Source organism: Sphingobium sp. GW456-12-10-14-TSB1 (assembly GCF_059424385.1).
Genome location: NZ_JBWKZI010000001.1, coordinates 250,434 through 271,583 on the forward strand (window position 1 = coordinate 250,434; position 21,150 = coordinate 271,583).

The 21,150-nt window shown below is 62.1% G+C and carries 25 protein-coding genes and 1 tRNA gene; 9 read left to right on the forward strand and 17 right to left on the reverse strand.

Going from position 1 to position 21,150, the window contains the following annotated elements:
- The first annotated feature begins 33 nt into the window (after window positions 1-33).
- Window positions 34-1,191, forward strand: coding sequence for a GNAT family N-acetyltransferase (locus AC07X9_RS01255; RefSeq protein ID WP_026002115.1), 1,158 nt, complete (start codon window positions 34-36; stop codon window positions 1,189-1,191).
- Here the strand turns inward: AC07X9_RS01255 and AC07X9_RS01260 are convergent, their stop codons facing one another.
- Window positions 1,192-2,094, reverse strand: a complete 903-nt coding sequence (locus AC07X9_RS01260; RefSeq protein ID WP_017181527.1) for a diacylglycerol/lipid kinase family protein — start codon at window positions 2,092-2,094, stop codon at window positions 1,192-1,194.
- Between the two features lie 74 nt (window positions 2,095-2,168).
- Here AC07X9_RS01260 and AC07X9_RS01265 point away from each other — a divergent pair, with 74 nt between their 5' ends.
- Window positions 2,169-3,032, forward strand: a complete 864-nt coding sequence (locus tag AC07X9_RS01265; RefSeq protein ID WP_086485417.1) for a metallophosphoesterase family protein — start codon at window positions 2,169-2,171, stop codon at window positions 3,030-3,032.
- A gap of 76 nt (window positions 3,033-3,108) precedes the next feature.
- Window positions 3,109-3,888, forward strand: a complete 780-nt coding sequence (locus AC07X9_RS01270) for a helix-turn-helix domain-containing protein (protein ID WP_026002114.1) — start codon at window positions 3,109-3,111, stop codon at window positions 3,886-3,888.
- A gap of 20 nt (window positions 3,889-3,908) precedes the next feature.
- Here the strand turns inward: AC07X9_RS01270 and AC07X9_RS01275 are convergent, their stop codons facing one another.
- On the reverse strand, window positions 3,909-4,760 hold the full coding sequence (locus AC07X9_RS01275) for a class I SAM-dependent methyltransferase (protein ID WP_017181524.1): 852 nt from the start codon (window positions 4,758-4,760) through the stop codon (window positions 3,909-3,911).
- Window positions 4,761-4,801: 41 nt separating this feature from the next.
- On the opposite strand from AC07X9_RS01275, the gene AC07X9_RS01280 reads away from it, so the two are divergent.
- The 5 genes from AC07X9_RS01280 to AC07X9_RS01300 all read left to right on the forward strand — a co-directional run bounded on the left by AC07X9_RS01280 (window position 4,802) and on the right by AC07X9_RS01300 (window position 7,291).
- Window positions 4,802-5,551 carry a ComF family protein gene (locus tag AC07X9_RS01280; protein WP_017181523.1) on the forward strand — a complete coding sequence of 250 codons (750 nt, stop codon included), beginning with the start codon at window positions 4,802-4,804 and terminating at the stop codon, window positions 5,549-5,551.
- A gap of 51 nt (window positions 5,552-5,602) precedes the next feature.
- Window positions 5,603-5,860 carry a glutaredoxin 3 gene (grxC, locus tag AC07X9_RS01285; RefSeq protein WP_017181522.1) on the forward strand — a complete coding sequence of 86 codons (258 nt, stop codon included), beginning with the start codon at window positions 5,603-5,605 and terminating at the stop codon, window positions 5,858-5,860.
- Window positions 5,861-5,865: 5 nt separating this feature from the next.
- The gene (locus tag AC07X9_RS01290) at window positions 5,866-6,696 is read left to right on the forward strand and encodes a carbon-nitrogen hydrolase family protein (RefSeq protein WP_026002113.1); all 831 of its coding nucleotides are present in this window, start codon (window positions 5,866-5,868) and stop codon (window positions 6,694-6,696) included.
- Window positions 6,693-7,178, forward strand: coding sequence for a DUF1178 family protein (locus AC07X9_RS01295; RefSeq protein WP_017181520.1), 486 nt, complete (start codon window positions 6,693-6,695; stop codon window positions 7,176-7,178). The genes AC07X9_RS01290 and AC07X9_RS01295 overlap by 4 nt, the downstream gene beginning before the upstream one ends.
- A 36-nt stretch (window positions 7,179-7,214) precedes the next feature.
- Window positions 7,215-7,291, forward strand: a tRNA-Arg gene (locus tag AC07X9_RS01300).
- 10 nt (window positions 7,292-7,301) lie between these two features.
- On the opposite strand, the gene AC07X9_RS01305 is transcribed toward AC07X9_RS01300, so the two are convergent.
- From AC07X9_RS01305 to AC07X9_RS01325, 5 genes are all read right to left on the reverse strand, one after another.
- Complete coding sequence (locus AC07X9_RS01305) at window positions 7,302-8,405, reverse strand: tyrosine-type recombinase/integrase (RefSeq protein ID WP_017181519.1); 1,104 nt, start codon at window positions 8,403-8,405, stop codon at window positions 7,302-7,304.
- On the reverse strand, window positions 8,402-8,584 hold the full coding sequence (locus AC07X9_RS01310; RefSeq protein ID WP_017181518.1) for a hypothetical protein: 183 nt from the start codon (window positions 8,582-8,584) through the stop codon (window positions 8,402-8,404). The genes AC07X9_RS01305 and AC07X9_RS01310 overlap by 4 nt, the downstream gene beginning before the upstream one ends.
- Before the next feature lie 13 nt (window positions 8,585-8,597).
- Window positions 8,598-9,104 carry a hypothetical protein gene (locus AC07X9_RS01315; RefSeq protein ID WP_017181517.1) on the reverse strand — a complete coding sequence of 169 codons (507 nt, stop codon included), beginning with the start codon at window positions 9,102-9,104 and terminating at the stop codon, window positions 8,598-8,600.
- Window positions 9,105-9,241: 137 nt separating this feature from the next.
- Window positions 9,242-9,658 carry a hypothetical protein gene (locus AC07X9_RS01320; RefSeq protein WP_017181516.1) on the reverse strand — a complete coding sequence of 139 codons (417 nt, stop codon included), beginning with the start codon at window positions 9,656-9,658 and terminating at the stop codon, window positions 9,242-9,244.
- Window positions 9,655-10,134 (reverse strand): hypothetical protein, encoded by a 480-nt coding sequence (locus tag AC07X9_RS01325; protein WP_026002112.1) that lies wholly within the window; start codon window positions 10,132-10,134, stop codon window positions 9,655-9,657. The genes AC07X9_RS01320 and AC07X9_RS01325 overlap by 4 nt, the downstream gene beginning before the upstream one ends.
- Before the next feature lie 454 nt (window positions 10,135-10,588).
- Here AC07X9_RS01325 and AC07X9_RS01330 point away from each other — a divergent pair, with 454 nt between their 5' ends.
- Window positions 10,589-11,209 (forward strand): DUF4145 domain-containing protein, encoded by a 621-nt coding sequence (locus tag AC07X9_RS01330; protein ID WP_017181514.1) that lies wholly within the window; start codon window positions 10,589-10,591, stop codon window positions 11,207-11,209.
- 139 nt (window positions 11,210-11,348) lie between these two features.
- On the opposite strand, the gene AC07X9_RS01335 is transcribed toward AC07X9_RS01330, so the two are convergent.
- The 10 genes from AC07X9_RS01335 to AC07X9_RS01380 form a co-directional block, all read right to left on the reverse strand.
- A complete protein-coding gene (locus AC07X9_RS01335; protein WP_241763577.1) occupies window positions 11,349-11,735 on the reverse strand; it encodes a phage major capsid protein in 387 nt (128 codons plus the stop codon).
- A gap of 221 nt (window positions 11,736-11,956) precedes the next feature.
- Window positions 11,957-12,685 carry an IS21-like element helper ATPase IstB gene (gene istB, locus AC07X9_RS01340; RefSeq protein WP_031304487.1) on the reverse strand — a complete coding sequence of 243 codons (729 nt, stop codon included), beginning with the start codon at window positions 12,683-12,685 and terminating at the stop codon, window positions 11,957-11,959.
- The gene (istA, locus tag AC07X9_RS01345; protein ID WP_021238707.1) at window positions 12,672-14,186 is read right to left on the reverse strand and encodes an IS21 family transposase; all 1,515 of its coding nucleotides are present in this window, start codon (window positions 14,184-14,186) and stop codon (window positions 12,672-12,674) included. The genes istB and istA overlap by 14 nt, the downstream gene beginning before the upstream one ends.
- Window positions 14,187-14,261: 75 nt before the next feature.
- Window positions 14,262-15,101: a phage major capsid protein gene (locus AC07X9_RS01350; protein ID WP_017182210.1), complete on the reverse strand. Its 840-nt coding sequence runs from the start codon at window positions 15,099-15,101 to the stop codon at window positions 14,262-14,264.
- Window positions 15,098-15,763 (reverse strand): HK97 family phage prohead protease, encoded by a 666-nt coding sequence (locus tag AC07X9_RS01355; RefSeq protein WP_157742298.1) that lies wholly within the window; start codon window positions 15,761-15,763, stop codon window positions 15,098-15,100. Before AC07X9_RS01355 ends, AC07X9_RS01350 begins: the two co-directional genes overlap by 4 nt.
- A gap of 366 nt (window positions 15,764-16,129) precedes the next feature.
- A complete protein-coding gene (locus AC07X9_RS01360; protein WP_369596847.1) occupies window positions 16,130-16,384 on the reverse strand; it encodes a helix-turn-helix domain-containing protein in 255 nt (84 codons plus the stop codon).
- Window positions 16,385-16,676: 292 nt separating this feature from the next.
- Window positions 16,677-16,835: a hypothetical protein gene (locus AC07X9_RS01365; protein ID WP_157742299.1), complete on the reverse strand. Its 159-nt coding sequence runs from the start codon at window positions 16,833-16,835 to the stop codon at window positions 16,677-16,679.
- A gap of 282 nt (window positions 16,836-17,117) precedes the next feature.
- Window positions 17,118-19,694: a phage/plasmid primase, P4 family gene (locus AC07X9_RS01370; RefSeq protein ID WP_017182206.1), complete on the reverse strand. Its 2,577-nt coding sequence runs from the start codon at window positions 19,692-19,694 to the stop codon at window positions 17,118-17,120.
- A 210-nt stretch (window positions 19,695-19,904) separates the two neighbouring features.
- Entirely contained in the window at window positions 19,905-20,126 is a 222-nt protein-coding gene (locus AC07X9_RS01375; protein ID WP_017182205.1) for a hypothetical protein, read from the reverse strand.
- Window positions 20,117-21,085: a magnesium and cobalt transport protein CorA gene (locus AC07X9_RS01380; RefSeq protein WP_017182204.1), complete on the reverse strand. Its 969-nt coding sequence runs from the start codon at window positions 21,083-21,085 to the stop codon at window positions 20,117-20,119. The genes AC07X9_RS01375 and AC07X9_RS01380 overlap by 10 nt, the downstream gene beginning before the upstream one ends.
- Window positions 21,086-21,150 lie beyond the last annotated feature (65 nt).

Sequence of the window (21,150 nt, forward strand, 5' to 3'; positions counted from 1 at the left end):
AACTGCTGCCATCTTTTGGTGAAAGCGGCAGCCGTGGCACATTCTGATCTGGTGATTACGCCCGTTTCGGGCAAGGGCGACCTCAAGGCGTTTATCGACCTGCCCTGGTCGATTTACGCCACGGACCCCAATTGGGTGCCGCCGCTGAAGGCGGAAATGTACGAATTGCTGACGCCCGGCAAAAATCCCTTTTTCGAACATGCCAAGGCGCAATATTTCCTGGCTCGTCGCAACGGCCGTGTCGTTGGCCGCATTTCGGCCCATTATGACGAACTGGCGCTGTCGATGCCGCCGGAACAGGGCATGGGGCCGGGGACCGGCAATTTCGGCCTGTTGGAGGCGGAAGATGATGCGATTGGCGCGGCGCTGATCGCGCAGGCCGAGCAATGGCTGCGTCAACAGGGCATGACCCGCGTGGTCGGTCCGATCTCGCTGTCGATCTGGGAAGAGCCTGGCCTGCTGATCGCCGGGCATGACCATCCGCCGACGGTCATGATGGGGCACAACAGCCCGACCTATCAGGCGATGATCGAGGGGGCGGGGTATCAGCCGGTCAAGACCCTCAACTGTTTTGAGCTGGACATCACCCAGAATTTCCCCCCGCTGATCCAGCGGATCATCGCTTCGGGCCAGAAGAACGAGCGCATCCGTATCCGCAAGGTCGACAAGTCGAAATTCGATGCGGAGGCGGCGATCATCCTCAACATCCTGAACGACGCCTGGGGCCGCAACTGGGGCTTCGTGCCGATCACCGATGCGGAAATCGCGCATACCGGCAAGAAGCTGAAACCCATCGTATTCGAAGATCTGATCATGGTCGCCGAACTGGACGGTGAGCCGGTCGCCTTCATGATGACGCTGCCCGACCTTAACGAGGCGATCAAGCCGCTCAACGGCGCGCTGTTTCCCTTTGGCTGGGCCAGGCTGCTCTGGTGGCTGCGCAAGCCCAAGGTGCGCACGATGCGCGTGCCGCTGATGGGCGTGCTGCAACGGCTGCAATCGTCCCGGCTGGCCAGCCAGCTGGCCTTCATGATGATTGAGGCGATAAGGCTAGAAGCGATCGCCCATTATGGCGCGACCCGTGGCGAGATCGGCTGGGTTCTGGATGACAATCAGGGCATGAACGCCATTGCGCAGGCGATCAACAGCAAGGTCAACAAAGTCTATCAGCTGTACGAAAAGCCGCTCTGATCATGGATCGGCGGGCACTGCGACATCGACAGCGCCCGCTGCAATCCGCGCCACGACCGGCGTTTTCGCCAGCACTTCGCCGTCGATGGATATGCGCTGGCGCGGGCGGGTGGTGATGGTGAAGGCCTTGCCATGCCATTCCTGCGTATGCGCGTCGCGATCGCGCAGCTTGACGAATTTGGCGTACCAGTCCCACGCCAGCCGCGGCTTGCTGCGCCCGACGACCGCCTGGACCACGATTTCGCCGCTATCGACGTCGGCATGATCGGACAGTTCGACCCCGCCATGAAAGGGGCCGTTCAGGATGCGTACTTCGGTGGACCATAGCCGCCGTTCCTGCTGGCCATCGTCGATGATCAGGCGGAAGGCGCGGAAGCCGACCGAACATTTGATCGCCCATAGCAGATAGCCGATCCGCCCCAGATAGCGTTTCAGCTTGTGCGGCACCGTCCGGCCGATCATTGGCGACAGGCCGAGCGAGGCGGCGTTGACGAAATAATCCTGGTCGATCATGCCCAGGTCCACCCGGCGTCGGCGTCCGTTGGCGATGGCCGCGATCGCGCCGTCCAGATCGAGCGGCAGGCCCAGTGTCCGCGCGAAACTATTGGCGGTGCCGAGCGGCAGGACGGCGAACACGCAATCCTTGCCGACAAACTGGTCGACCGTGCTGGACATGGAGCCATCGCCGCCGCCTACAATCACCATCGGCGCGCCATCGGCAATCGCCTTCCCCACGGTTTCTTCCATCAGTGCGGGGTTTTTGACTGCATGGGCGGCGAGCAGGTCGATGCCCGCCTCCTCCAGTTTTTCCTTCGCCTCCGCAAAGAGCGCTTCGCCCTTGCGGCTGTGCGCGTTGACGATCAGCGCGGCCTGACGCGGGAGGGGGCGATTGGAGGATTTCATTATCATGCCACAACAACTCGCGAAGGCGGGTTCGGCTCCGGGGAAACCATGTCCCGCTGGATCGTTAACTGATCATGGCCCGTATCGCTCATCTGTCCGACATTCATTTCGGCGCGCACGATCCGCGCATAGTCGACGCCGCCACAGCCTGGCTGGAGGAGCGTCGGCCCGACCTGGTCATCATCAGCGGCGACCTGACCCAGCGCGCGCGGGTCGAGCAGTTCCGCGCGGCGTCCGCATGGCTCAACCGGCTGCGCGCGGCGGGGCTGAAATTGCTGGTCATTCCCGGCAATCATGACATTCCGCTCTATGACGTTGTGCGGCGCTTTGCTGCCCCGCTCAAACGCTACAAACGCTATATCAGTCACGACCTGTGCCCCTGGTATGAGGATGACGAAGTCGCGATCCTTGGCCTCAACACCGCCCGGTCGCTGACCATCAAGGACGGGCGGATCAATCATGACCAGATGGACATGCTGCGGGACTATTTCGCGCCGGTCGCCAGCGACAAGACCCGCATATTGGTGACGCACCATCCCCTTTTTGCCATGCCGATCGGCCGGGGCGGGGAATTGAGCGAAGCGGTCGGCCAGCATGACGACGCGGTCCAGGCGGCATGCGAAGCAGGCGTCCATCTGGCGCTGGCGGGCCATTTTCACCGCACCTATGCGCAGGCGGCGCGCAAGATGGTGGAACGGGCGGGCGGCGCGTTGATCATCCAGGCCGGCACCGCGACATCGACCCGGCTGCGCAACGCCGAACCGCAAAGCTTCAACTGGCTGCACGTCCGGCGCAATAATGCGATGGAGCTGCAAGTGATCGTCTGGGACGGCGCAGGCTTTCGCCGGGCGAGCCATGTGGAATATGTCCGCGACGGGCAGGATTGGACGCCTCGGGACTTGGCGGACGCTCCAAGGATCGGTGAGATCGTGGAGTGAGGATATGGCTGCCCGATTACACTACAAATTTTTGGGGGTAGCTGCTTTCCCTGGCCTGACCTAGGTCGTCGACATGATGGACACGCAAAGGACGGATATGGGCTGGGCGTTGACCGAGAAGGAGAAGCAGACGCTGCGCCTGATCGTTCGCGGTCATGACGCGAAGTCGGTCGCGCGAAGTCTGGGCCTGTCGGTCCACACAATTAACGAGCGGTTGCGCGATGCGCGGCGGAAAATGGCGGTATCGAGCAGCCGGGAAGCGGCCCGGTTGCTGCTGGAGGTGGAGGGGGACGGTGCGGGACCGTCCCCCAATTATGTGGGGGACAAGGAAATCCGGGCAGACGCGCCGGATAGTCCGGTGGATCAGGACAGCGTGCCGATTAGCGGCGCAGGGCGGGCCATCCGCCCTTACTGGATCATCATCGGAGTAGCTCTCATGACGCTTGCCCTTGGCCTGTTGGCCCTCACCGCTCTGCCGCAACTCGCTTCTGCCCCTTCTTCCCCGGTGGCAGTTGCCAGCACAGCACAAAATCCGGCAGTGGTGGATGCAGCGCGTCGATGGCTGGTGCTAGTTGACGAAGGGCGTTGGGACGAAAGCTATCGCGGGACTACCGTGACCTTTCGCCGGATGAACACGGCAAAGGTGTGGGCCGATACCTCGGAACAGGTGCGCGTGCCCTTGGGCGCGGCACTTTCGCGTATCTTCGTCAGTCAGGAAAATCTGCCTGCACCGCCCGCCGGCTATGAAGTGGTGAAATTCCGCACCCGTTTCGCCAACAAGGGAGAGGCGATCGAGACGGTCAGTCTGGATCGCGAGGATGGGCAGTGGCGCATAGCAGGCATCACTATCGAATGAAGTGGGGCAGGGGGCAGGCGTTATCCCGCCTTCCCCTTCAACGCCTCCGCCAGCGATACTGTCGCGCTGCCGCGTCGGGCCGGGGCGGCCTGGCTGGGGTCGGGTTTCCAGCCTGACAGATAGAGGATCGCCATCTGCTCCGCCGTCCGGCCATCCGGGTCCGCTGCATCGGCAAAATGGCGCGCGGCGGCGACAAGCGCGTCCCGACGCAGCGCGGGGGCGCGCGCCGTCAGCACATTGCCCGCGCCCATGCCGCGCAGGTCATGCATCAGCCGCAGCAGATCGCCATAGCGGATCGTCAGCGTCTCGCCATCGGCCACCGGCATCGCAAAGCCCGCGCGGCTGAGCAGGTCGCCCGCCGATCGCACATCGACCTGCGGGTGGATATGCTGGCCCGGCCGGTCTCCTTCGCCCACCATCAGCGCGGCGCGCAATCGCGGCAGGCTGCCAGCACCGGTGAAGGCAGCCAGCATCAGCCCGTCGGGCCGCAGCACCCGCCGCATCAGGATCAGCGCACCGGGCAGGTCATTGACGCTGTCGAGCGTGCCGCAGGCGATGACCAGATCGAAACTATTGTCGGCAAAGGGGAGGGCGTCCTCATCCCCCTGCACCCCATTGCTGGCACGGGCGGCGCGGAAGCCGGGGTCGATGCAGGCGACCCGCTTGCCCATCGCTTCCAGAGCGGCCCTGGCGCTGCCGTCCGGGCAGCCGATCACCAATGCTTCGGGCAGGTCGCGCTGCACATCGCCCAGCCGGTCGAGCAGTTCGTCCAGCATGGCGCGATAGAGAAAGTCATGGGCCGCAAAATCGGCCAGCATCCGGTCCCGCCGAATGCTGCGCAGGGAACGGTCGAATATGTCGGGGCTGCTCATGCCGGGCCTTGTGCAACGGGCGGGAAGGGGGGACAAGGCAGATGATGCCTTTCCTGCCGCTTCTCAAGAGCGCGATCCGCCCCGCGCTTGATTATGCGCTGCCGCCGCGCTGTCCCGGTTGCGGCGTGATCGTGGGGGAAGATCATGGTTTCTGCCTGTCCTGCTGGGACGGCATGGAATTTTTGGGCGAACCTTGTTGCGCGCGCTGCGGCATACCCTTTCCGCATGACATGGGGGAGGGCGCGGAGTGCGGCGCCTGTCTGGCCGATCCGCCGCCCTTCGACAGCGCGCGGGCGGTGCTGGCCTATGGCGATGTCGCGCGCACGGTGGCGCTGCGACTGAAATATGGGCGGCGCATCGGCCTTGCCCGGCTGGTCGCGCGGCAGATGTTGCGCCATGTGCCCGCGACCGGCGAAGACCCGCCGCTGATCGTGCCGGTGCCGCTGCATCGCTGGCGATTATGGGGGCGGGGGTTCAACCAGTCGGCGCTGATCGCGGATCATTTGGGGCGACTGACCGGGCTGGCGGTGGACAAACATGGTCTGCTGCGGGTCAAACGGACGGCGCCCTTGCGCGGCATGCATCCGGGGCAGCGGGCAAGGGCGGTGCGCGGCGCCTTTGCGCTGGCGGCCGGGCATCGGATGACGGGACGACGCATCCTGCTGATCGACGACGTTCATACCAGCGGCGCGACGGCGGCCGCCTGCACCCATATTCTCAAGCGCGGCGGGGCTGGCGAGGTGCGGCTGCTGTGTTGGGCGCGGGCCCTGCCACGCGAAAGCGCCGATTGACAATGTAGAGCAAAGCCCCAATTTCAGGGAATAAGGAGCAACGACGGACAGATGGCAAAGGTCGAAATCTATACCAAGGCGTTTTGCGGCTATTGCGCGCGGGCCAAGGCGCTGCTGAATGACAAGGGTGTCGCGTTCGAGGAATATGACATCACGATGGGCGGGCCGAAACGCGCCGAGATGCTGGAACGCAGCCGGGGCGGCAGCACCGTGCCGCAAATCTTCATCGACGGACAGCATATCGGTGGCAGCGACGACATGGCGGCGCTGAACCGGCAGGGCAAGCTCGACCCGCTGCTGGGGCTGTGACCACCATGCGCGCCGCGCTGTTCCAGATGACCAGCGGCATTGATCCTGCCGCCAATGCCGCTGCCATCGTGGCGATGGCGGCGCGGGCCAGGGGGGAGGGGGCGGACATGCTCTTCACCCCGGAAATGGCGGGCTATCTGGACCGCGACCGCGCGCGCGCTGCTGCCACATTGCGATGCCAAGCCGATGATGCGGTGCTTGCCGCCGTGCGCGATGCTGCGGCCAGGGAGGGCCTGTGGATTCATATCGGATCGCTGCCTTTGAAAGATGAGCGCGCCGACGGTCGCTGGGCCAATCGCAGCTTCCTGATCGACGACACCGGCGCGATCCGGGCGCAATATGACAAGATCCACCTGTTCGACGTCGATCTGGCGACGGGCGAAAGCTGGCGCGAATCGTCGGTCTACGGGCCGGGCGAACAGGTGGTCGCTGCCGATACGCCCTGGGGCCGTATGGGTTTTTCGATCTGCTACGACATGCGCTTTCCCGACCTGTATCGCGCACTGACCAATGCCGGGGCGACGATCCTTCTGGCCCCGGCCGCCTTCACCGTGCCGACCGGACAGGCGCATTGGCATGTGCTGTTGCGCGCCCGCGCGATCGAGGCAGGCTGCTTCGTCATTGCGACGGCGCAGGTCGGCGCGCATGCGGACGGGCGCGTGACCTATGGCCATAGCCTGGTTGTCGATCCATGGGGCGAGGTGCTGCTCGACATGGGGGAGGCTGGGGGACTGGGGCTTGTCGATATCGACCTGACGCGGCTAGGGGATGTGAGGGTGCGTGTGCCCGCCATCGCCAACCGCCGTGCCATTGCGCAGGAAGTGCAAATTTCGTGATCGTGTTCGACCTTAAATGCCAGTCGCAGGGCCATGTGTTCGAAGCCTGGTTCGGTTCCAGCGCCGACTATGCGGACCAGCAGGAACGCGGGCTTCTGGCCTGCCCGATATGTGGCGACCCGCAGGTGACCAAAGCAGTGATGGCGCCCGCGGTTGCGGCCAAGGGCAATAGCCGCTCGGTCGTGGTGCAGGACGCCCCCGCGCCTGCGCCCGGCGCCGCCGTCGCGATCAGCACGGGCGACGCGGCCAAGATGCGCGCGATGGTCGAAGCGCTTGCGCAGGCCCAGCAAAAGCTGCTGGAAGGGTCCACCTGGGTTGGCCGCGGCTTTGCCGAACAGGCGCGCGCCATGCATTATGGCGAACAGGCCAGCGGCAGCATCCATGGCGAGGTCGCCCCGGCAGAGGCGAAAGCGCTGATGGAAGAGGGCGTGCCGGTCGCGCCGCTGCCTTTTCCCGTCATTCCCCCCGAAGCGAAGAATTGACCGCGTCGCCCGCCCATAATAGAGGCCAAGCGATGGGCACCCGTAGCTCAGCAGGATAGAGCATCAGATTCCTAATCTGAGGGCCATGGGTTCGAATCCCGTCGGGTGCACCACCTTTTTCATTTATGCCTCCTTTTTCAATAGCTTGTCGCTCTGATTGGCTAACCGTTTGCCAAGGTTAGCCATCAACATCGCACCAGCTTCGTCCGAAAGTGACTTTTGATCAGCCGCCGCTGTGTAGCGCGCGACCTCGCTATCAGTCGTGTGACCGGTCCAAGATTTGATTTGCTGATTGGAGCAGCCTGCCTCTGCGAATCGTCGTGCAGCCGCTTTGCGGAGGCCGTGGGCGCTGCATTCGGTCAGACCGGCTTCATCGCACCACTCGCGGATTTTGTTGCCAAATCCCTTGCGCGTGAAAGGACGACCAAAGCCGTTGACGATGAACACCATCGCGCGGGAAGGGGTCGCTAAGATCGAGGTTGCCAGCGGAGGCAGGACAGGCAGGCTTACCGTCACACCGGTTTTTTCCTGTGTGAGGGTAATTCGCTTGTCACGAACATGGCCCGGCCCGAGCAAGCGCACGTCGCCGCCGCGCTGGCCGGTGAACAGCAGCAGGTCGAACGCAAGGCGCGCCATCGTGCCGATCTGGTGCGTCGCCTCATAGGCGGCAATCTCCGCCTCGGTCCAAGTGTGAAAGCCGCCACCTTCGACCTTGAAGGGCCGCGTAGCATCGACGGGATTGGTTTTCGCGAGACCCTGCCGAATCGCGAATTGCATTAGAGCCTTTAGGCGCTTGCGAAGCATGTTTGCCGATGTCCGGTGCGGCAGCATGTCGGCCATCATCTTCTCGACGTGACGCGCCTGTAGGTCGCGCACCAGTGCCTCGCCATAGCGCCTGCCGCTAGACGGCTTTTGCTGCCGCCAGCGCTCCAGCACCCCGCGATACACGACCCGGGTGCGTTCGCCAGGATCGAGAAAGTCGGGTGACCGGTAATAACGGGCTATCAGGTCGTCAAACGTGCCGGGCATCGCCCTATCGGCGCCAGGATCGATCGCGGGCGCGGTTATGCCATCAAGGCAGGCCGCATATTCCTGCCGGAATGCGTCCGTGCCCGGCGCAGCCTTGAAAGCATATGAGGTGAAGCCCTTGCGACGAAAGCGATAGCGCGGCTTTCCGTGCCGGTCGCGATACTCGCTTACCCATTCAGGAAGCCAACGCCGTTTCATGTGCCTAGGATCTCATCGAATGAATTGCTGGCTGCTGCGCGTGCTTGGCCGTCAAACAGAACTTCGATCAAGCCGGCCGGGTCAAAACGAACGCCGGTCGGCTTCAATCCGGCCGCGACAGCTGCCTTTAAGGCGCGTGTAGCGTCGGCTTGTTTGAATGTGGCGCGGCGTGCGGTCATCGCTAAATAGCCTTCACGACAGTCCAAGCCCGGACAAAACTTGATTGCGGAGGGCATTGAGATTGATCAAAATCGTCGCGGGAGCCATGAGTTGCGAAGATGGATTGAACATCAACTCGATTGGCAAAACATCGTTCGTCGCGACGCACTGGCCGCGCTCCGCGCCGGGGCAATAGACATAGAGCGTATAGCCCAAAGTCTTCTCATCAAACACGTCGCCCGGATTGCGATCATGACCGCCGAAGCTGTCCGTGACAGAGCCAACATGGGCAAAATCATACATCGCTCGGTCAAAAGCGACTTTGGGTTCGATCCCGCAAGACACGAGCTGATGCGCCAGAGCATAGCCTAGCGCATCTTCGAGGGTGAACTCATGCCCTTTGCCGAATGTCTCGGCGGCCTTGGAATCTCCAATAATGCGCCAGTTTCCTCGCGACAGGTGCGCGCGGAAATTGATGGCGGTCATGCCTGCGGCTTTTGCCACTTGCGAACTGGAGAATTTGGCGTTGGAAATGTTCATCTGATCACCTAACACTGTAGTATCAAGGCGTATGTCTGTTACTGCGGTATCATGCAAGCAGTTTTCACTTTGCGCGCATTTTGGCATTCCACGCCAGAAAGGCGAGCGAATGCGTACGGCACGCTCTGACCGGGCGATCATGGACGACAACCCATATCCCAGCGCCGCTGGCGCTCTGACTCGATCTCGTTGAGCGGCCCTAATGTCTGATCGACGCCATAGACCGGCAAAAGGCGGTAATAGTCCTGGCCCTCTGCCGCCTGCGGTTCGTCCTCGACATTACCGCCGAACCAGTCGTCCTGGTCATCGTCGCTGTCCGGTTCGGCGTCGGGGTCTTGGAGCTGGCAGTCATAGCCCAACCGGCCATGCGAAAACGTGCGGGCGTCGTCGTCCGACGCGGCGCAACAATCTTCATCGTCATCCTCCCGATCGGGGTCGCCATCCGCCGCGTCGAGCATGGCAATCAGAAATTCAATCTGATCCTCGATCGCGCGACGATTCGCTGGCGACCAGGACAGGGGCGATGCTACGGGGAAAGGGAAATGCATGCTCATCGGGCAGCCTCCCACATGCTAAGAAGGCGATCAGCGTCACGCAAAACTAGATCGATGACCGCTGGATATTCATCATCACCATCCAGCACGTCCATATCGCCTGTTTTGATGTAGGTGAGCTTGGCCCGTAGTGCTGTCAGGGTGGCAATAGGCGCAGCCATCATGGCCCGCTCTGCCTCCCTATGAAGCGCGCCCCAATCATTCATTTCCTCATCCGACATGTCAGATGACGTCGTTTTGAAACTCGCCTCCCATGCCGCATCGATCTTGATCCTGTGCGCGTGCAGCTGCCAAAAAAGCGCGTCCGCTTCATCTGCGCGAGCAAAGAGAGGCTTCCGCCCTTCCGAAATGGAAGGGGTCAGCGCGTGAACGGAGGGCACTGTCGCAATTTGGGAAATGGCCAAGGCAGCGAGTGCCTGGCGGCGACCGATAGGGTTGGCATAGGCGGATTCCGCCCGTAGATGGGAGTGAGCCACGATCGATCTCCTGGATCGGTTGTTGGTTAGGGCTGGCGCAAGGATTAGGCCCCTTGCGTCCGCCCGTTATTTATGGTTGCTTAAATTAGTGAACGCAAGCGAAAAAATGCAACCAAAAAAGCGAGGCCGCCCAGCGATCGGGGCAGGCACGCCTATCCAGGTCCGCCTTCAGCCTGAGCAACTAGCTGCGCTAGACGCATGGATTATGCGCCAAGACGGACGGCGGCTATCAAGACCCGAAGCGATCCGCATTCTAATCGACCGTCTAATTTAGTGTCGAAAATTCAGGGGAAATAATGTGAAATGGACATGTCCCTACTGTCAAACCGCGCAAGTAGTTGTGCCCTCACAGAGGAGCCTAAAGACCTCTCTGGTTGGTATAGAGAATCTTTCTGAAGGACGGGTTGGATTTTCTATAGAATCGATCGGATGCGCCAATTCAGATTGTTCTCGGTTGACAGTTTTCGTAGCTTTACGACGTGTTCATCCCAGTTATTCTCCTGATCGACTTGATTTTGATTCATGCTACCAAGAGTGGAATTTTCTTCCAGAAGGATCGGCGAAGCCGCAGCCCAACTATATACCCGCTCCACTTTTGGAAGATTACGCTGAAGCCTGTCGTATCCGGACCCTTAGTCCAAAGGCCTCCGCCACTTTATCACGGCGCTGTTTGCAAGGCATGATAAGAGACTTTTGCGGCATATCAAAATCGACTCTTTTGCAAGAAATTACCGAGTTGAGAAAAAGGGTAGATGAAGGCGACGCACCTAAGGGCGTCAATAGTGAGGCTGTCGACGCGATCGACCAGGTGAGGGGTATCGGCAATATCGGTGCCCACATGGAAAAAGACATCAACCTGATCATTCCGGTTGATGCCGATGAAGCCCAGGTTCTTATTCAATTGATCGAAATGCTGTTCGAGGAATGGTATGTCGCTCGCAACAGTCGCCAGCAGCGCCTTGCACGCATTGCCAGCGTGAGTGACGAAAAGAAGGCAGCGATCGCGAACGCTCGCGCCGGACAAAATGCCCTTGCTCCGCCCACGGTCAATCCTCCTGAAGAATCGACTGAATGAGCATAGGAGGGACAGACTTTCGCCTGTCCCTCCTACTGCCGTGCTGCGCGATTGAACCAATCAGCCCACGCTAGGCATCCGCCAGGCATCGCACTTGTCGCTGTCGGCCGCACGGCGTCGGCCTCGGGAGTCGGCGGACTTATTCGGCGGAGACCCGCAGCAACTTGATCGCTTCGCTGTTCAGAACGGAGCCATGAACCCGCTTGCGGAAATACCATTTGATGATCCCCTTCGTGGTGTAGGGGTCGCGCAACACATTCAGCTTAGTGCGGTCGCCGATGACGTAGCCGCGTTGCCAGTTGCCAAAGGCGAGCGGCGTAGCGTCCGCAACAACCGGGTCCATATGTTCCGCCTCCAGCACAGGATAGCCCAACAGCGTTCCTGGCACACCATCGGTCAATGACGGGATGAAGAGCGGGCGGCCAAGTTCATCCCTGAGCTGGGTCAGATAGGAAATCATCTCGGTTGCGGCGAGCCATGCCACGCCAGGCGCCTGTCGGTAACCGGCCTTCATGCTGAAAATCATCTTCACCAGGAGCGAGATCATGTCAGTGGAAAGCGACGCAGGGTGTCAAACGGCGTTCAAAAGGGACCCCCGATCGGCGTCGAAGAGGGACCCCCTTTTCAGATAATATGATGCTGGTTTGTTGAAGATGGCCTTGCGCTGCGTGCGGCGGAGGGCGGGCGTAGCCCGACCGGAGGCGCGCGCAGCGCAAGATAGATTTTTGAAGGCGCCGAAGGTGGCTGTCAGCTGCGGTTTTTGAAGCGCCAGCTGTCGTTGCCCGTCTCGACGATATCGCAGTGGTGGGTGACGCGGTCGAGCAGCGCCGTGGTCATCTTGGGATCGCCGAACACGGTCGGCCATTCGCCGAAGGCGAGGTTCGTGGTGATGATGACGCTGGTCCGCTCATAAAGCTTGCTGATGAGGTGGAACAGCAACTGCCCTCCCGAGCGGGCGAACGGCAGATAACCGAGCTCGTCGAGAACGATCAGGTCGAGCCGCGACAGCTGCGCCGCCAGGGTCCCGCCTTTGCCGATCCGGGTCTCCTCTTCGAGGCGTGTCACCAGATCGACGGTGTTGAAGTAGCGGGCGCGAGCGCCCCTTCGCACGACATTGGCGGTGATCGCGATGGCGAGGTGGGTCTTGCCTGTCCCCGTGCCGCCGACCAGCACGATATTGCGGCGAGGCGGGAGGAAGGAGCCATCGTGAAGGGAGCGGATCATCTCCTCATTGATCGGTGTGCCCTCGAAGCTGAACCGCTCCAGGTCCTTCACCACGGGCAGCCTCGCAGCCGTCATCCGATAGCGGATGGAGGCTGCATCCCGGTGGGTCGCCTCAGCACGGAGCAGGTCGGTCAGTATCTCCATGGTGGTGCGCTTGCGCTGGAGGCCGGTGGTGACCGCCTCGTCGAACGCCGCCGCCATGCCCTTGAGTCCGAGGCCGCGCATCGTGTCGATCATATCATGCCGCTGCATCATAGCCTCGCAGCAGATCATAGCGGGCACAGTCGGCGAGCGGAGGATGCTGCAGCATCCGGTCTTCCGAAGTGACGATGCTGTGGGGTGTCGCCGGCTCGCGGCGCCGGGAGAGGATGTTGAGGATCAGCTCGTCGCTGGCCGTTCCGTTCGCCAACGCTTCGCGCACGGCAGCCTCTACCGGCTCCAGGCCATCGGTGAGCACCGCCGAGAGGACCCGCACGAACCTGCGATCGGCCTCGTCCCCGGTGCCGAGCCTTCGCCGTAATCGGTGCAGGGCGGGCGGCAGATCCCAGTCCTGGAACGGTGCGCCGTTACGCAGCGCGCCGGGCTTGTGCGCGAGGACCGGCAGATAATGCCAGGGATCGTATATCGTGCGGTTCCGACCGAAGTGGCGCTCATGCTCCCCGACGATCGCATCGCCGCAGCGTATGACGATGCGATCGGCATAGGAGCGCACCTGAACGGTCCGGCGTGCGGCCGTCGACATGACCGAGTAGCGGTTGCGATCGAAGCTGATGAGGCAGGTGCCGGTGACGGCATGCTCGCTCTCATGGAAGCCGTCGAACGGTGCCAGGATCGGCTGCAGGGCCGGTCGCTCCATATCCAGCGCCTCGGCGACGGTAATATCCCCGCGTTCGGGATGGGCATGATGCTCGGCCCAGCGCCGGCACTCGGCCTCCAGCCACCCGTTGAGCTCGGCCAGGCTGGCGAACCGGAGCCGCGGCTGGAAGAAGCGGCCTCGGATTGTCTGGACCTGCTGCTCGACCTGGCCCTTCTCCCATCCCGCCGCCGGCGAGCAGGCGGTCGGCTCGACCATGTAATGATCGGTCATGATCAGGAAGCGGCGGTTGAACACACGCTCCTTGCCGGTGAACACGGCCGTCACCGCCGTCTTCATATTATCGTAGATACCGCGTCGCGGCACACCGCCGAAGAACGCGAACGCCCGGGCATGGGCATCGAACAGCATCTCCTGGCCCTCGCGCGGATAGGCCCGGACATAGGGTGCGCGCGAGTCGCAGAGACGCATATGCGCCACCTTCACCCGCATCGGCTTGCCGGCGATCTCCACATCCTCGTGGCTCCAGTCGAACTGGTAGGCCTCACCCGGCTGGAAGGTCATCGGGATGAACGCCGGTGCGCCTTCGCCAGCATCCTTCCGCCGCGCAGCACGCCAGCGCGCCGCATAGCGGCGCACCGCATCATAGGATCCATCGAACCCCTCGCGCACCAGCAGGTCATGGATACGCGTCATCCGTAGCCGATCGCGGCGGCCGCGACCTTCGTTCTCCTCAAGCAGCGCATCGAGACGATCCTGATAAGGACCGATCCGCGGCAGCGGCTGGACTTTGCGCTGATAGTTGAACGCCGCCTCCGGCGACCGGATCGCTTTGCGGACGACCTTCCGCGACAAACGAAGGTCACGAGCGATCGCCTTGATCGCCTTACCCGCTGCATGCTCACGCCGAATCCGAACCACTGTCTCCACGATCAACATCCCGTTCTCGCCAACTGATCAAAACCAGTCGGCCGACTAAATCCCCGGGATGAAGGGGTCCTTTTTGCACGCCGATCACCCCACGAAGGGGGTGCCTATTGCACGCTGATCCTCAGACGCAGGGTTTCCGGTCGGGATATATTGCAGGGTGCCCACTGGACGCGCGCCATCGGCCTGCGTGGTGGCGATGCGATCCGGTGCAAGAAAACCGGCTGGCTTCTTAATCCCGTTGCCCCGGATGAACGCTTCGCTCTCGCTTTCCGCGAAAGCGTCCACCACATTTTCCTCCAGGAACTGGTCCATGTTGATGATTGCATCCTCTACCACTTCTTCGCTCGCAGCGGGCAGGGCGTAGAGGGTGCCACCCGGCGGATTGACTGTCGCCAGTTCGGGCGTCTCTGTTTCAGTGCGCTCCTCGGTTTCACCGACCCATCCGGCCGTCGCACCCCGCGCGTTTACGGGCAGTACGACCTTGGGGCTGGATATGAAATCAACCACCCGACAAATGCGGCGCAAAGGCGACTGGCGCAGCACTAGGGTCTCGATCTGCGCTGCTATGACCTCCGGCACCAGATAGCCTCCATCGGGGTCGCTATTTTCACGCATGGCCGAAGTCACCACGCCCCGCATGATGTTGGCCAGGCTGTCGCGGGCATCGCCGCTGCAACTCAGGTTCCGCATATCCGCCATGCCGAAGCTCGAAGGGGCGATGCCGTCGACGTTGCCTGCCGGCTGCTGTCCGGGGCGGGAGATGCCGCCGCCGCGTGCGGCAGCTGGATGGAGGGGCTGTTGCCGTTGTGACCGCTGGAGCGCCTGAACGGCGTCGTTGATGGTGGTAATCTGCCCCTCGAAGCCGGACAGCGCCGCGTCAACGCTATCGGTATGCTGGCGCAGCAGTTCTTCAATTTCGCTCATGTTCGGTCCTTCTTGAAACGGGCCAGTTTACTGCTGGCGCTGGTGAGGATGGTGGAAATGGCTTCGTCGGCCTGCCCGTCGCTGGCGTTGATCGCCCGCCAGGCCGCACTTGCGGCAATTTTTGCCTTGCGCCCTGACATGCCCGCGTCGCGCAACAGCTCTTCAACCTCGCGCGGTCCGTTGAGCGAATTGACCTGAAGGATGTTCGTGCCTTTGTTCGCAGGGACGCTCACAAGGCTGATCTCTACGAGATCCGCCTCGGTGATGATCTCGCCCGAAACGTCGCCGGCGGATCGTCCAGTCGGGCGAACGACCTGACTTTTGATGTGAAGTGCGCCAGTCGATAGGCTCTGGATCGCCTTTGCCTTGACAAGGGCATAGGCTTCTGCACCGTCGCGGGTCGATCGCTCGATCGTTCCTTGCACGTGCATCTTGTTGCCCTGCGACTGGATCGACCGCCATGCGCCGACCGGGCGATTCAAGTCATGAAACATCAACATGGCGGGCATCGTCCCGGCCGCCATATGCGCCGCTACAGACTTGTCGAAGGCACCGGCCGCATAACGCCGCCGGTTTCGATCAAGCTGACCATCGTCGAAAGCGGCAATGCCGGTCAGGGTGCCAGCATCATCAAGACTTGAAATGGTAATTGGGAAATTCATGCGCATAGTCCGACAGCTCGCCCAAATGGGCGTTTCAGGAAGCCGTCGCCTTGCGCGATCCTCGCGGTTGGCAGAGGGTCAGAAACACGGACACCCGCGTTTTGACCTTCACGGCATAGCAAAGGAGTGATCGAGGATCAAGCGCCCCGATGTGGGCGCGCCGCAGTGTCCAAACGGTCCATGCGGTCCACGCGATCGGCTTCCGTTCTGAGGGCATCGGAAAGCACACGGCTCGCACCAAATCGCCGGAATAGCTCGACCGTTGCAGCAACAGATCCCGCCAGAACTAAATGCCGCGGGTGTAGGGCCAGCTCCTCGTAAATGGCCGCACTGACTCGCTGCGCCACCGCGCCCGCTTGATCCAGTTCATTCACTTTCGGTTCCTTTGCGTTTTGAGAAAAGCTCGTCCGCGTATGCTCGGCGCAGCGTTGGCTCGGACACGCCCAGCGCTTTTGCGATCGTCATCTTGCTCGCCCCGGCGCGGCGCATACGGGCCACTTGGGCGCGGGTCGCATCGGTCGGGACGTGGCGGGGCCGTCCGCGCGGGACAGAGCCGACGCCAAGCTCAGAAAAATAAATGGCGTAAAGGGTGGACTGCGAGACACCGATAGCCCGCGCTATCGCTGGCGTGTTTTACCGGAACGTACCAAGTCACTGACAAGTAATGATTTTTCTGGCGTTTTATTGTGGGGTGGTATGCCACCTCGTCGGGGTGGCGTATCACACGCCGGAACCGCGCTCTGAAAATCGCTTTCAGCTAAAAAAAGTCTCCCGATGGGGACTGAGGCGGTGCAGACCCCCCCGGCCTTAGCGACTTTTGACCACCCCCCCCGGCCTCTGTTTGCCGGTGCTGTATCACACCCTGCGTCCCCAGACGTGTGATTGACCACACGGTCTCGCTGTCCCTTTTGGCTCATCGTCCAGCCTCCATGTCAGTGGCGAGCGCGGCGATCTCCCGGCGCAGTTCATCGCGCCGCTCGAAGTAGCGTTCGGGGTTTTGCCAATCGGGATGAAGGCGGCCGACTTCTCGGGCGAGCGAGCGCAGCCGGGATGAAGGGGAAACCCGCCTCATAACACCGACCCTTGCACCAAAAGCTGTGAGCCTTGCACACCCTTGCGCAGTCTGGAGACATGGAATGGCGGAAAACCGCCATTCTCTTTGAGAGAATGCAATACTTGCAAGACTAGCAAGGCTTTTGTGTAACTCTCGCGCATGCGCGCAGACGCGCGCCCGCGCGCACACGCATGAGGACAACAATGCACATAGGCGTTGCAGGTGTTGCAAAGGCGCAGAAAACCGCGCCTAAAGCGTTGCATCAGGTGTTGCGCTAGCGTTGCACGAAGCGTTGCAAGCCTAGATTGGCAAGTCATCGTCATCCTCCCAGGGGCGACGGGGCGCTTCAAATCCGGGCACGAAGTCGTCGGCCATCTCATCACTCGCCAGGTCGTCGGCCGTGCGCGTCATCTCCAGGTCGAGCCACCGCATGCCGTGACTTTCGATTTTGCGATAACCGCGATCGAGCATGGCTTTGCTGAAGCCCATCTGCGTCCACTCCCGTTCACCGGCGGCGCGCGCCCATGCCAGGAACAAAGCGTAGAGCTTGGATGACTGGACCCGCTGCCCATCGGCAGGGCGCGTGCAGGCCGCCAGGAAGCGACCGAGCGGGTCGCTCTGCTCCCGATAGTCGGCCGTCGCACCGCGCACGCTGGCCGGTTCCTGAAGGCCGCGAAGCCGCCAGTCGAGTAGCCCGGCCAAAAGCCGGTTGAGTATCCCGCTGGCCTCATCCCGAAGCTTGGCGACTAATTGCCGGTCTTTCTCCGCGTCGGGGATTTGGACGTCCCACGGCACCAGCATCACGCGCCGCCAGATGCCATCGTCCACCCCACTGATCGACGGGCGATGATTGCCCGATATGATCATCTTGAAAGCGGGATGCAGATCGAAAGGATCACGGTTTAAGCGCCGGACCGGCATAGGCTCGCCGCCCGTCGCCAGTTTGATCAGCGCTTCGGCCAGTTTCGATCCCTTTTCAGGTTCGGACGTGCGCAGCAGACGAACGCCCACAAGCGCCGCCAGGTCCGGGGAAGCCTCTGACCCTTTCCGCTTTCGACCCTGATCAAGGAAGGTCTCGATCGGCACGGTCCCGGCATAATCGCCCGCGATCGTCGCCCATGTGTCCACCAGCGTCGATTTGCCGTTTGCACCCTTGCCATAGAAGAACGCCAGCTTTTGCTCGCTCACGTCGCCTGTCAGGGACAACCCGCCCCAGCGATGGAGAAAAGCCCGCATTTCGTCCGAAGGCTGCACCCTCTCTAGAAAGCGATCATAGCGCTCGCACGTCGCGCCTGGCCGATACTCTACCGGCACAAGCCGCGTGATCAGGTCGCGCGGATCATGCGGGCGTAGCCGCAGTTGCGCCCACGGTTCCGGCGCATCCGGTTCATGCACAAGCTCTAACGTGCCGTTGGCGCAATTGATCAGGAACGGATTGCGATCGAGCTGCTCAGGCTGGACCGTCAGGCCATAGCCTTCGAGCTGGCGTGCAATACCAGCAATACAGGCGAGCTTCGCCGCGCTCTCCGAGGCCTTCGCCCAGGCCGCGAGCTTATCCGACAAAAGCACCTCATCACCGTTGCGCTTCGTCTCGATCAGGTCATCCAGCGCGCCCGCGTCGCCATGATCGCGACGGCCGCTGTCCCGCATGACGCGCGCCTCCTGCCTGATCGCGCGCACGGTCGCATGCACCCACCCGCCAATCAGGGCTTCGGCCCCGTCATGGATGTAGCGCCGCCCGTCATGGGCAATCCAGCCCCATTTATCGACATAGCGCACGCGATCACCAAAGCGGGCCGCGAAACGCTCCGCGTTGCCCAGGTCAGTCAGCGGCACCATGCATAGACGGCGATGCAGAGCATCCTCATCCGGCGTATTGTCATTGGCCTCTGCAGGCCGCACCCGCGCCGTTGTTTGGCGGCGCACTTGCTGCCGATCCGCAATGGCTGCAAGGTCGCGTGGCTTGCCCAGGCCCGCCAACCAACCGCTGTCAATGGTGGCCGTCAGTTGCGCCTCGCTGTCCCTTCCCGGATTCTTCGCGGCCGACTGTTCCAGCGCTGCGCGCGCCATCCCTTCTGGCAAAGCGCCAGCCGCGACCAGCTGAGCAATGTTGAACGCTGCGCGGTTAAGGCTGTCCTGCCTCCCGCCCGTTCCTGCGGTTTCCACTTCGGCACACTCGCGCTGGAGCGCGGTCAAGGCATAGCGCTCCGTCGCCGCGTCACCCTTTCCCTTGCCCAGAGGAGGCGACCCATTGGCCTTGCTGGCCTTGCGCGGGCGAAGGATCGACAGCAGCGCGTCTGGCGCATCGACAATCGGCGCGGCGCTATCATCGCGTAGCCAACGATAAACGCCACCGGCGGCATTGCGCCCAGGCGGTGCAATCACATAGCCGCCATCGCCGCGCACATCGACATGATCGGGCAGCGCATTGCTGTTGCGGATCGGATCCTCGTCAGGCTGGCGATAATATACATGGACCCCGCCCGAGGGGGTTCGGACGGCGAGTGACGGCGGCAGGGCGCAGCCCATCTGCGCCTCTAATTCCGCCTTCAGTCGATCGAGCGTCCATTCCTCGCCCGTATCGGCGTCTATTCGCGGATCGAAGTCGAGGGCGAAAAAACCGCTCTTTCCCGTCGCAATGCCGATCAGCGCGTGTGGCCAGCGCCTCCACCAGGCCCGCACCGTCTCCGTGTCGCAACTGGCCTTGGACAGGCCTCCGCTCTTGGGAACCGGCTTCCCGTCAACAATCTCGCGCTGGACAAGCGGACGCTTGTCGCGCGGATTGCAGGGCAACACCGGCCAACCCCGCGCAGCATAGGCCAAGGCGGTGGAAAGTATCTTTTGGTCGATCGCAGGGGGGCTAGGCTCAGTCGCCATGGACCGAACCGAAACATAGCCGCGCCGCCTTAGAGAGGCGCAAAAGTGGCTTCGTTCGGTTCGCCAACGCGTTCATAACGCATTGAACTTGCTTGGCAGCTGTTGGCCGGGTTCGCCAGCCTAAGCCATTATAAATCGGAGAAACAAGCAACCCCGTCGGGTGCACCATTTTTTACAGCTTCAGGCGCCAGCGCGGGCATGCGTGCCCGTTCAGCCTTCTGCCAGCATGGCGTCGATGATCGCCTGCCAGGCGGCAAGCGCTGTGCTATCCATCGCCAGGTCGGGATCGCGGATCGTAGCCAGCACGACGCGGGCATTGTCGCGATACATGCGCCGCATCGGTTCTGCATCGGGATCGTCCCAGTCCCAGTCGGGCGCGATATTGGCGTACATGGCGCGGGCTGCGCGTTCCAGGGCGTTGGTTACAGCCATTTGAGTTTCCTGAAGCGAACATAGAGCAGGGCGCAGATGATGCTGATCACGCCCAGCACCACGAAATAGCCATAGCGGGTGCGCAGTTCGGGCATATTCTCGAAATTCATGCCGTAAATGCCCGCAATCGCGGTCGGAACGGCCAGGATGGCGGCCCAGGCAGCCAATTGGCGGGTGATGACGCCGGTGCGCTGCTGTTCCAGCAAATTGCTGAATTCGAACACGGACGCCAGAATCTCGCGCAGATCCTCCACCATCGTCTGGACCCGGCGCACATGGTCGCGCACGTCGCTGAAATAGGGGCGGGCCTCCGCATCGATGCAGGGCAGTTCCTGCTTGACGAATTTGGTAGCGACTTCGTGCATCGGCGTCAGGATACGCTGGAAACGCAGCAGCTGACGGCGCAGGTTGAAGATGCGGGTGATGTCATCATGTCCCAGGAACGTGTCGATGGTGTGCTGTTCCATCGCCAGCACCTCTTCCTCTATCCCCTCGATGATCGGCAGATAGCCATCAACCACGAAGTCGAGAATGGCGTGCAGGACATAATCGACCCCCTGGGCGAGGCGGGCGGGCACCGCCTCCAGATCCTGCCGCAGGGCAAGGTGCGCGCGCGAAGAGCCGTGGCGGACGGTGATGATATGGCTGTGGCCCACGAAGATCGCGGTTTCGCCGTAGCAGATGCTGTCATCTTCGACATGGGCGGTCCGGGCGACGACGAACAGCTGGTCGCCATAAAGGTCGACTTTGGGCAGCTGGTTGGCCTTGACCGCATCCTCGACAGCCAGCGGATGCAGATCATAGGTGCGCTGGAGCGCCTGCATTTCCGCCAGCGTGGGGTCGGCGACGCCGATCCAGACAAATTCGGATTTGTCGTGGGCGCAGTCGATTCGCTCGTCGATCGACACCGACCGGACACGGGCGCCGTTGCGATAGAGATAGGCAGCGATGACAGTCATGAACAGGTCCGGCTTGGGGCAAGGCGAGGTTCGATTAGCAGATGGCGGGGATGGCGTCCTATCCC

Bases quoted from the DNA above. Each gene is read 5' to 3' on its own strand.
- AC07X9_RS01370 (WP_017182206.1), bottom strand. From the start codon at position 19,694: ATGGCGACTGAGCCTAGCCCCCCTGCGATCGACCAAAAGATACTTTCC.
- AC07X9_RS01335 (WP_241763577.1), bottom strand. From the start codon at position 11,735: ATGATTTTCAGCATGAAGGCCGGTTACCGACAGGCGCCTGGCGTGGCA.
- AC07X9_RS01375 (WP_017182205.1), bottom strand. From the start codon at position 20,126: ATGGCTGTAACCAACGCCCTGGAACGCGCAGCCCGCGCCATGTACGCC.
- AC07X9_RS01280 (WP_017181523.1), top strand. From the start codon at position 4,802: ATGATGCCTTTCCTGCCGCTTCTCAAGAGCGCGATCCGCCCCGCGCTT.
- istB (WP_031304487.1), bottom strand. From the start codon at position 12,685: ATGCAGCGGCATGATATGATCGACACGATGCGCGGCCTCGGACTCAAG.
- AC07X9_RS01305 (WP_017181519.1), bottom strand. From the start codon at position 8,405: ATGAAACGGCGTTGGCTTCCTGAATGGGTAAGCGAGTATCGCGACCGG.
- AC07X9_RS01365 (WP_157742299.1), bottom strand. From the start codon at position 16,835: ATGAGGCGGGTTTCCCCTTCATCCCGGCTGCGCTCGCTCGCCCGAGAA.
- AC07X9_RS01350 (WP_017182210.1), bottom strand. From the start codon at position 15,101: ATGAGCGAAATTGAAGAACTGCTGCGCCAGCATACCGATAGCGTTGAC.
- AC07X9_RS01320 (WP_017181516.1), bottom strand. From the start codon at position 9,658: ATGAGCATGCATTTCCCTTTCCCCGTAGCATCGCCCCTGTCCTGGTCG.
- AC07X9_RS01270 (WP_026002114.1), top strand. From the start codon at position 3,109: ATGGACACGCAAAGGACGGATATGGGCTGGGCGTTGACCGAGAAGGAG.
- AC07X9_RS01260 (WP_017181527.1), bottom strand. From the start codon at position 2,094: ATGAAATCCTCCAATCGCCCCCTCCCGCGTCAGGCCGCGCTGATCGTC.
- AC07X9_RS01310 (WP_017181518.1), bottom strand. From the start codon at position 8,584: ATGACCGCACGCCGCGCCACATTCAAACAAGCCGACGCTACACGCGCC.
- AC07X9_RS01380 (WP_017182204.1), bottom strand. From the start codon at position 21,085: ATGACTGTCATCGCTGCCTATCTCTATCGCAACGGCGCCCGTGTCCGG.
- istA (WP_021238707.1), bottom strand. From the start codon at position 14,186: ATGTTGATCGTGGAGACAGTGGTTCGGATTCGGCGTGAGCATGCAGCG.
- AC07X9_RS01315 (WP_017181517.1), bottom strand. From the start codon at position 9,104: ATGAACATTTCCAACGCCAAATTCTCCAGTTCGCAAGTGGCAAAAGCC.
- AC07X9_RS01265 (WP_086485417.1), top strand. From the start codon at position 2,169: ATGGCCCGTATCGCTCATCTGTCCGACATTCATTTCGGCGCGCACGAT.
- grxC (WP_017181522.1), top strand. From the start codon at position 5,603: ATGGCAAAGGTCGAAATCTATACCAAGGCGTTTTGCGGCTATTGCGCG.
- AC07X9_RS01275 (WP_017181524.1), bottom strand. From the start codon at position 4,760: ATGAGCAGCCCCGACATATTCGACCGTTCCCTGCGCAGCATTCGGCGG.
- AC07X9_RS01290 (WP_026002113.1), top strand. From the start codon at position 5,866: ATGCGCGCCGCGCTGTTCCAGATGACCAGCGGCATTGATCCTGCCGCC.
- AC07X9_RS01355 (WP_157742298.1), bottom strand. From the start codon at position 15,763: ATGAATTTCCCAATTACCATTTCAAGTCTTGATGATGCTGGCACCCTG.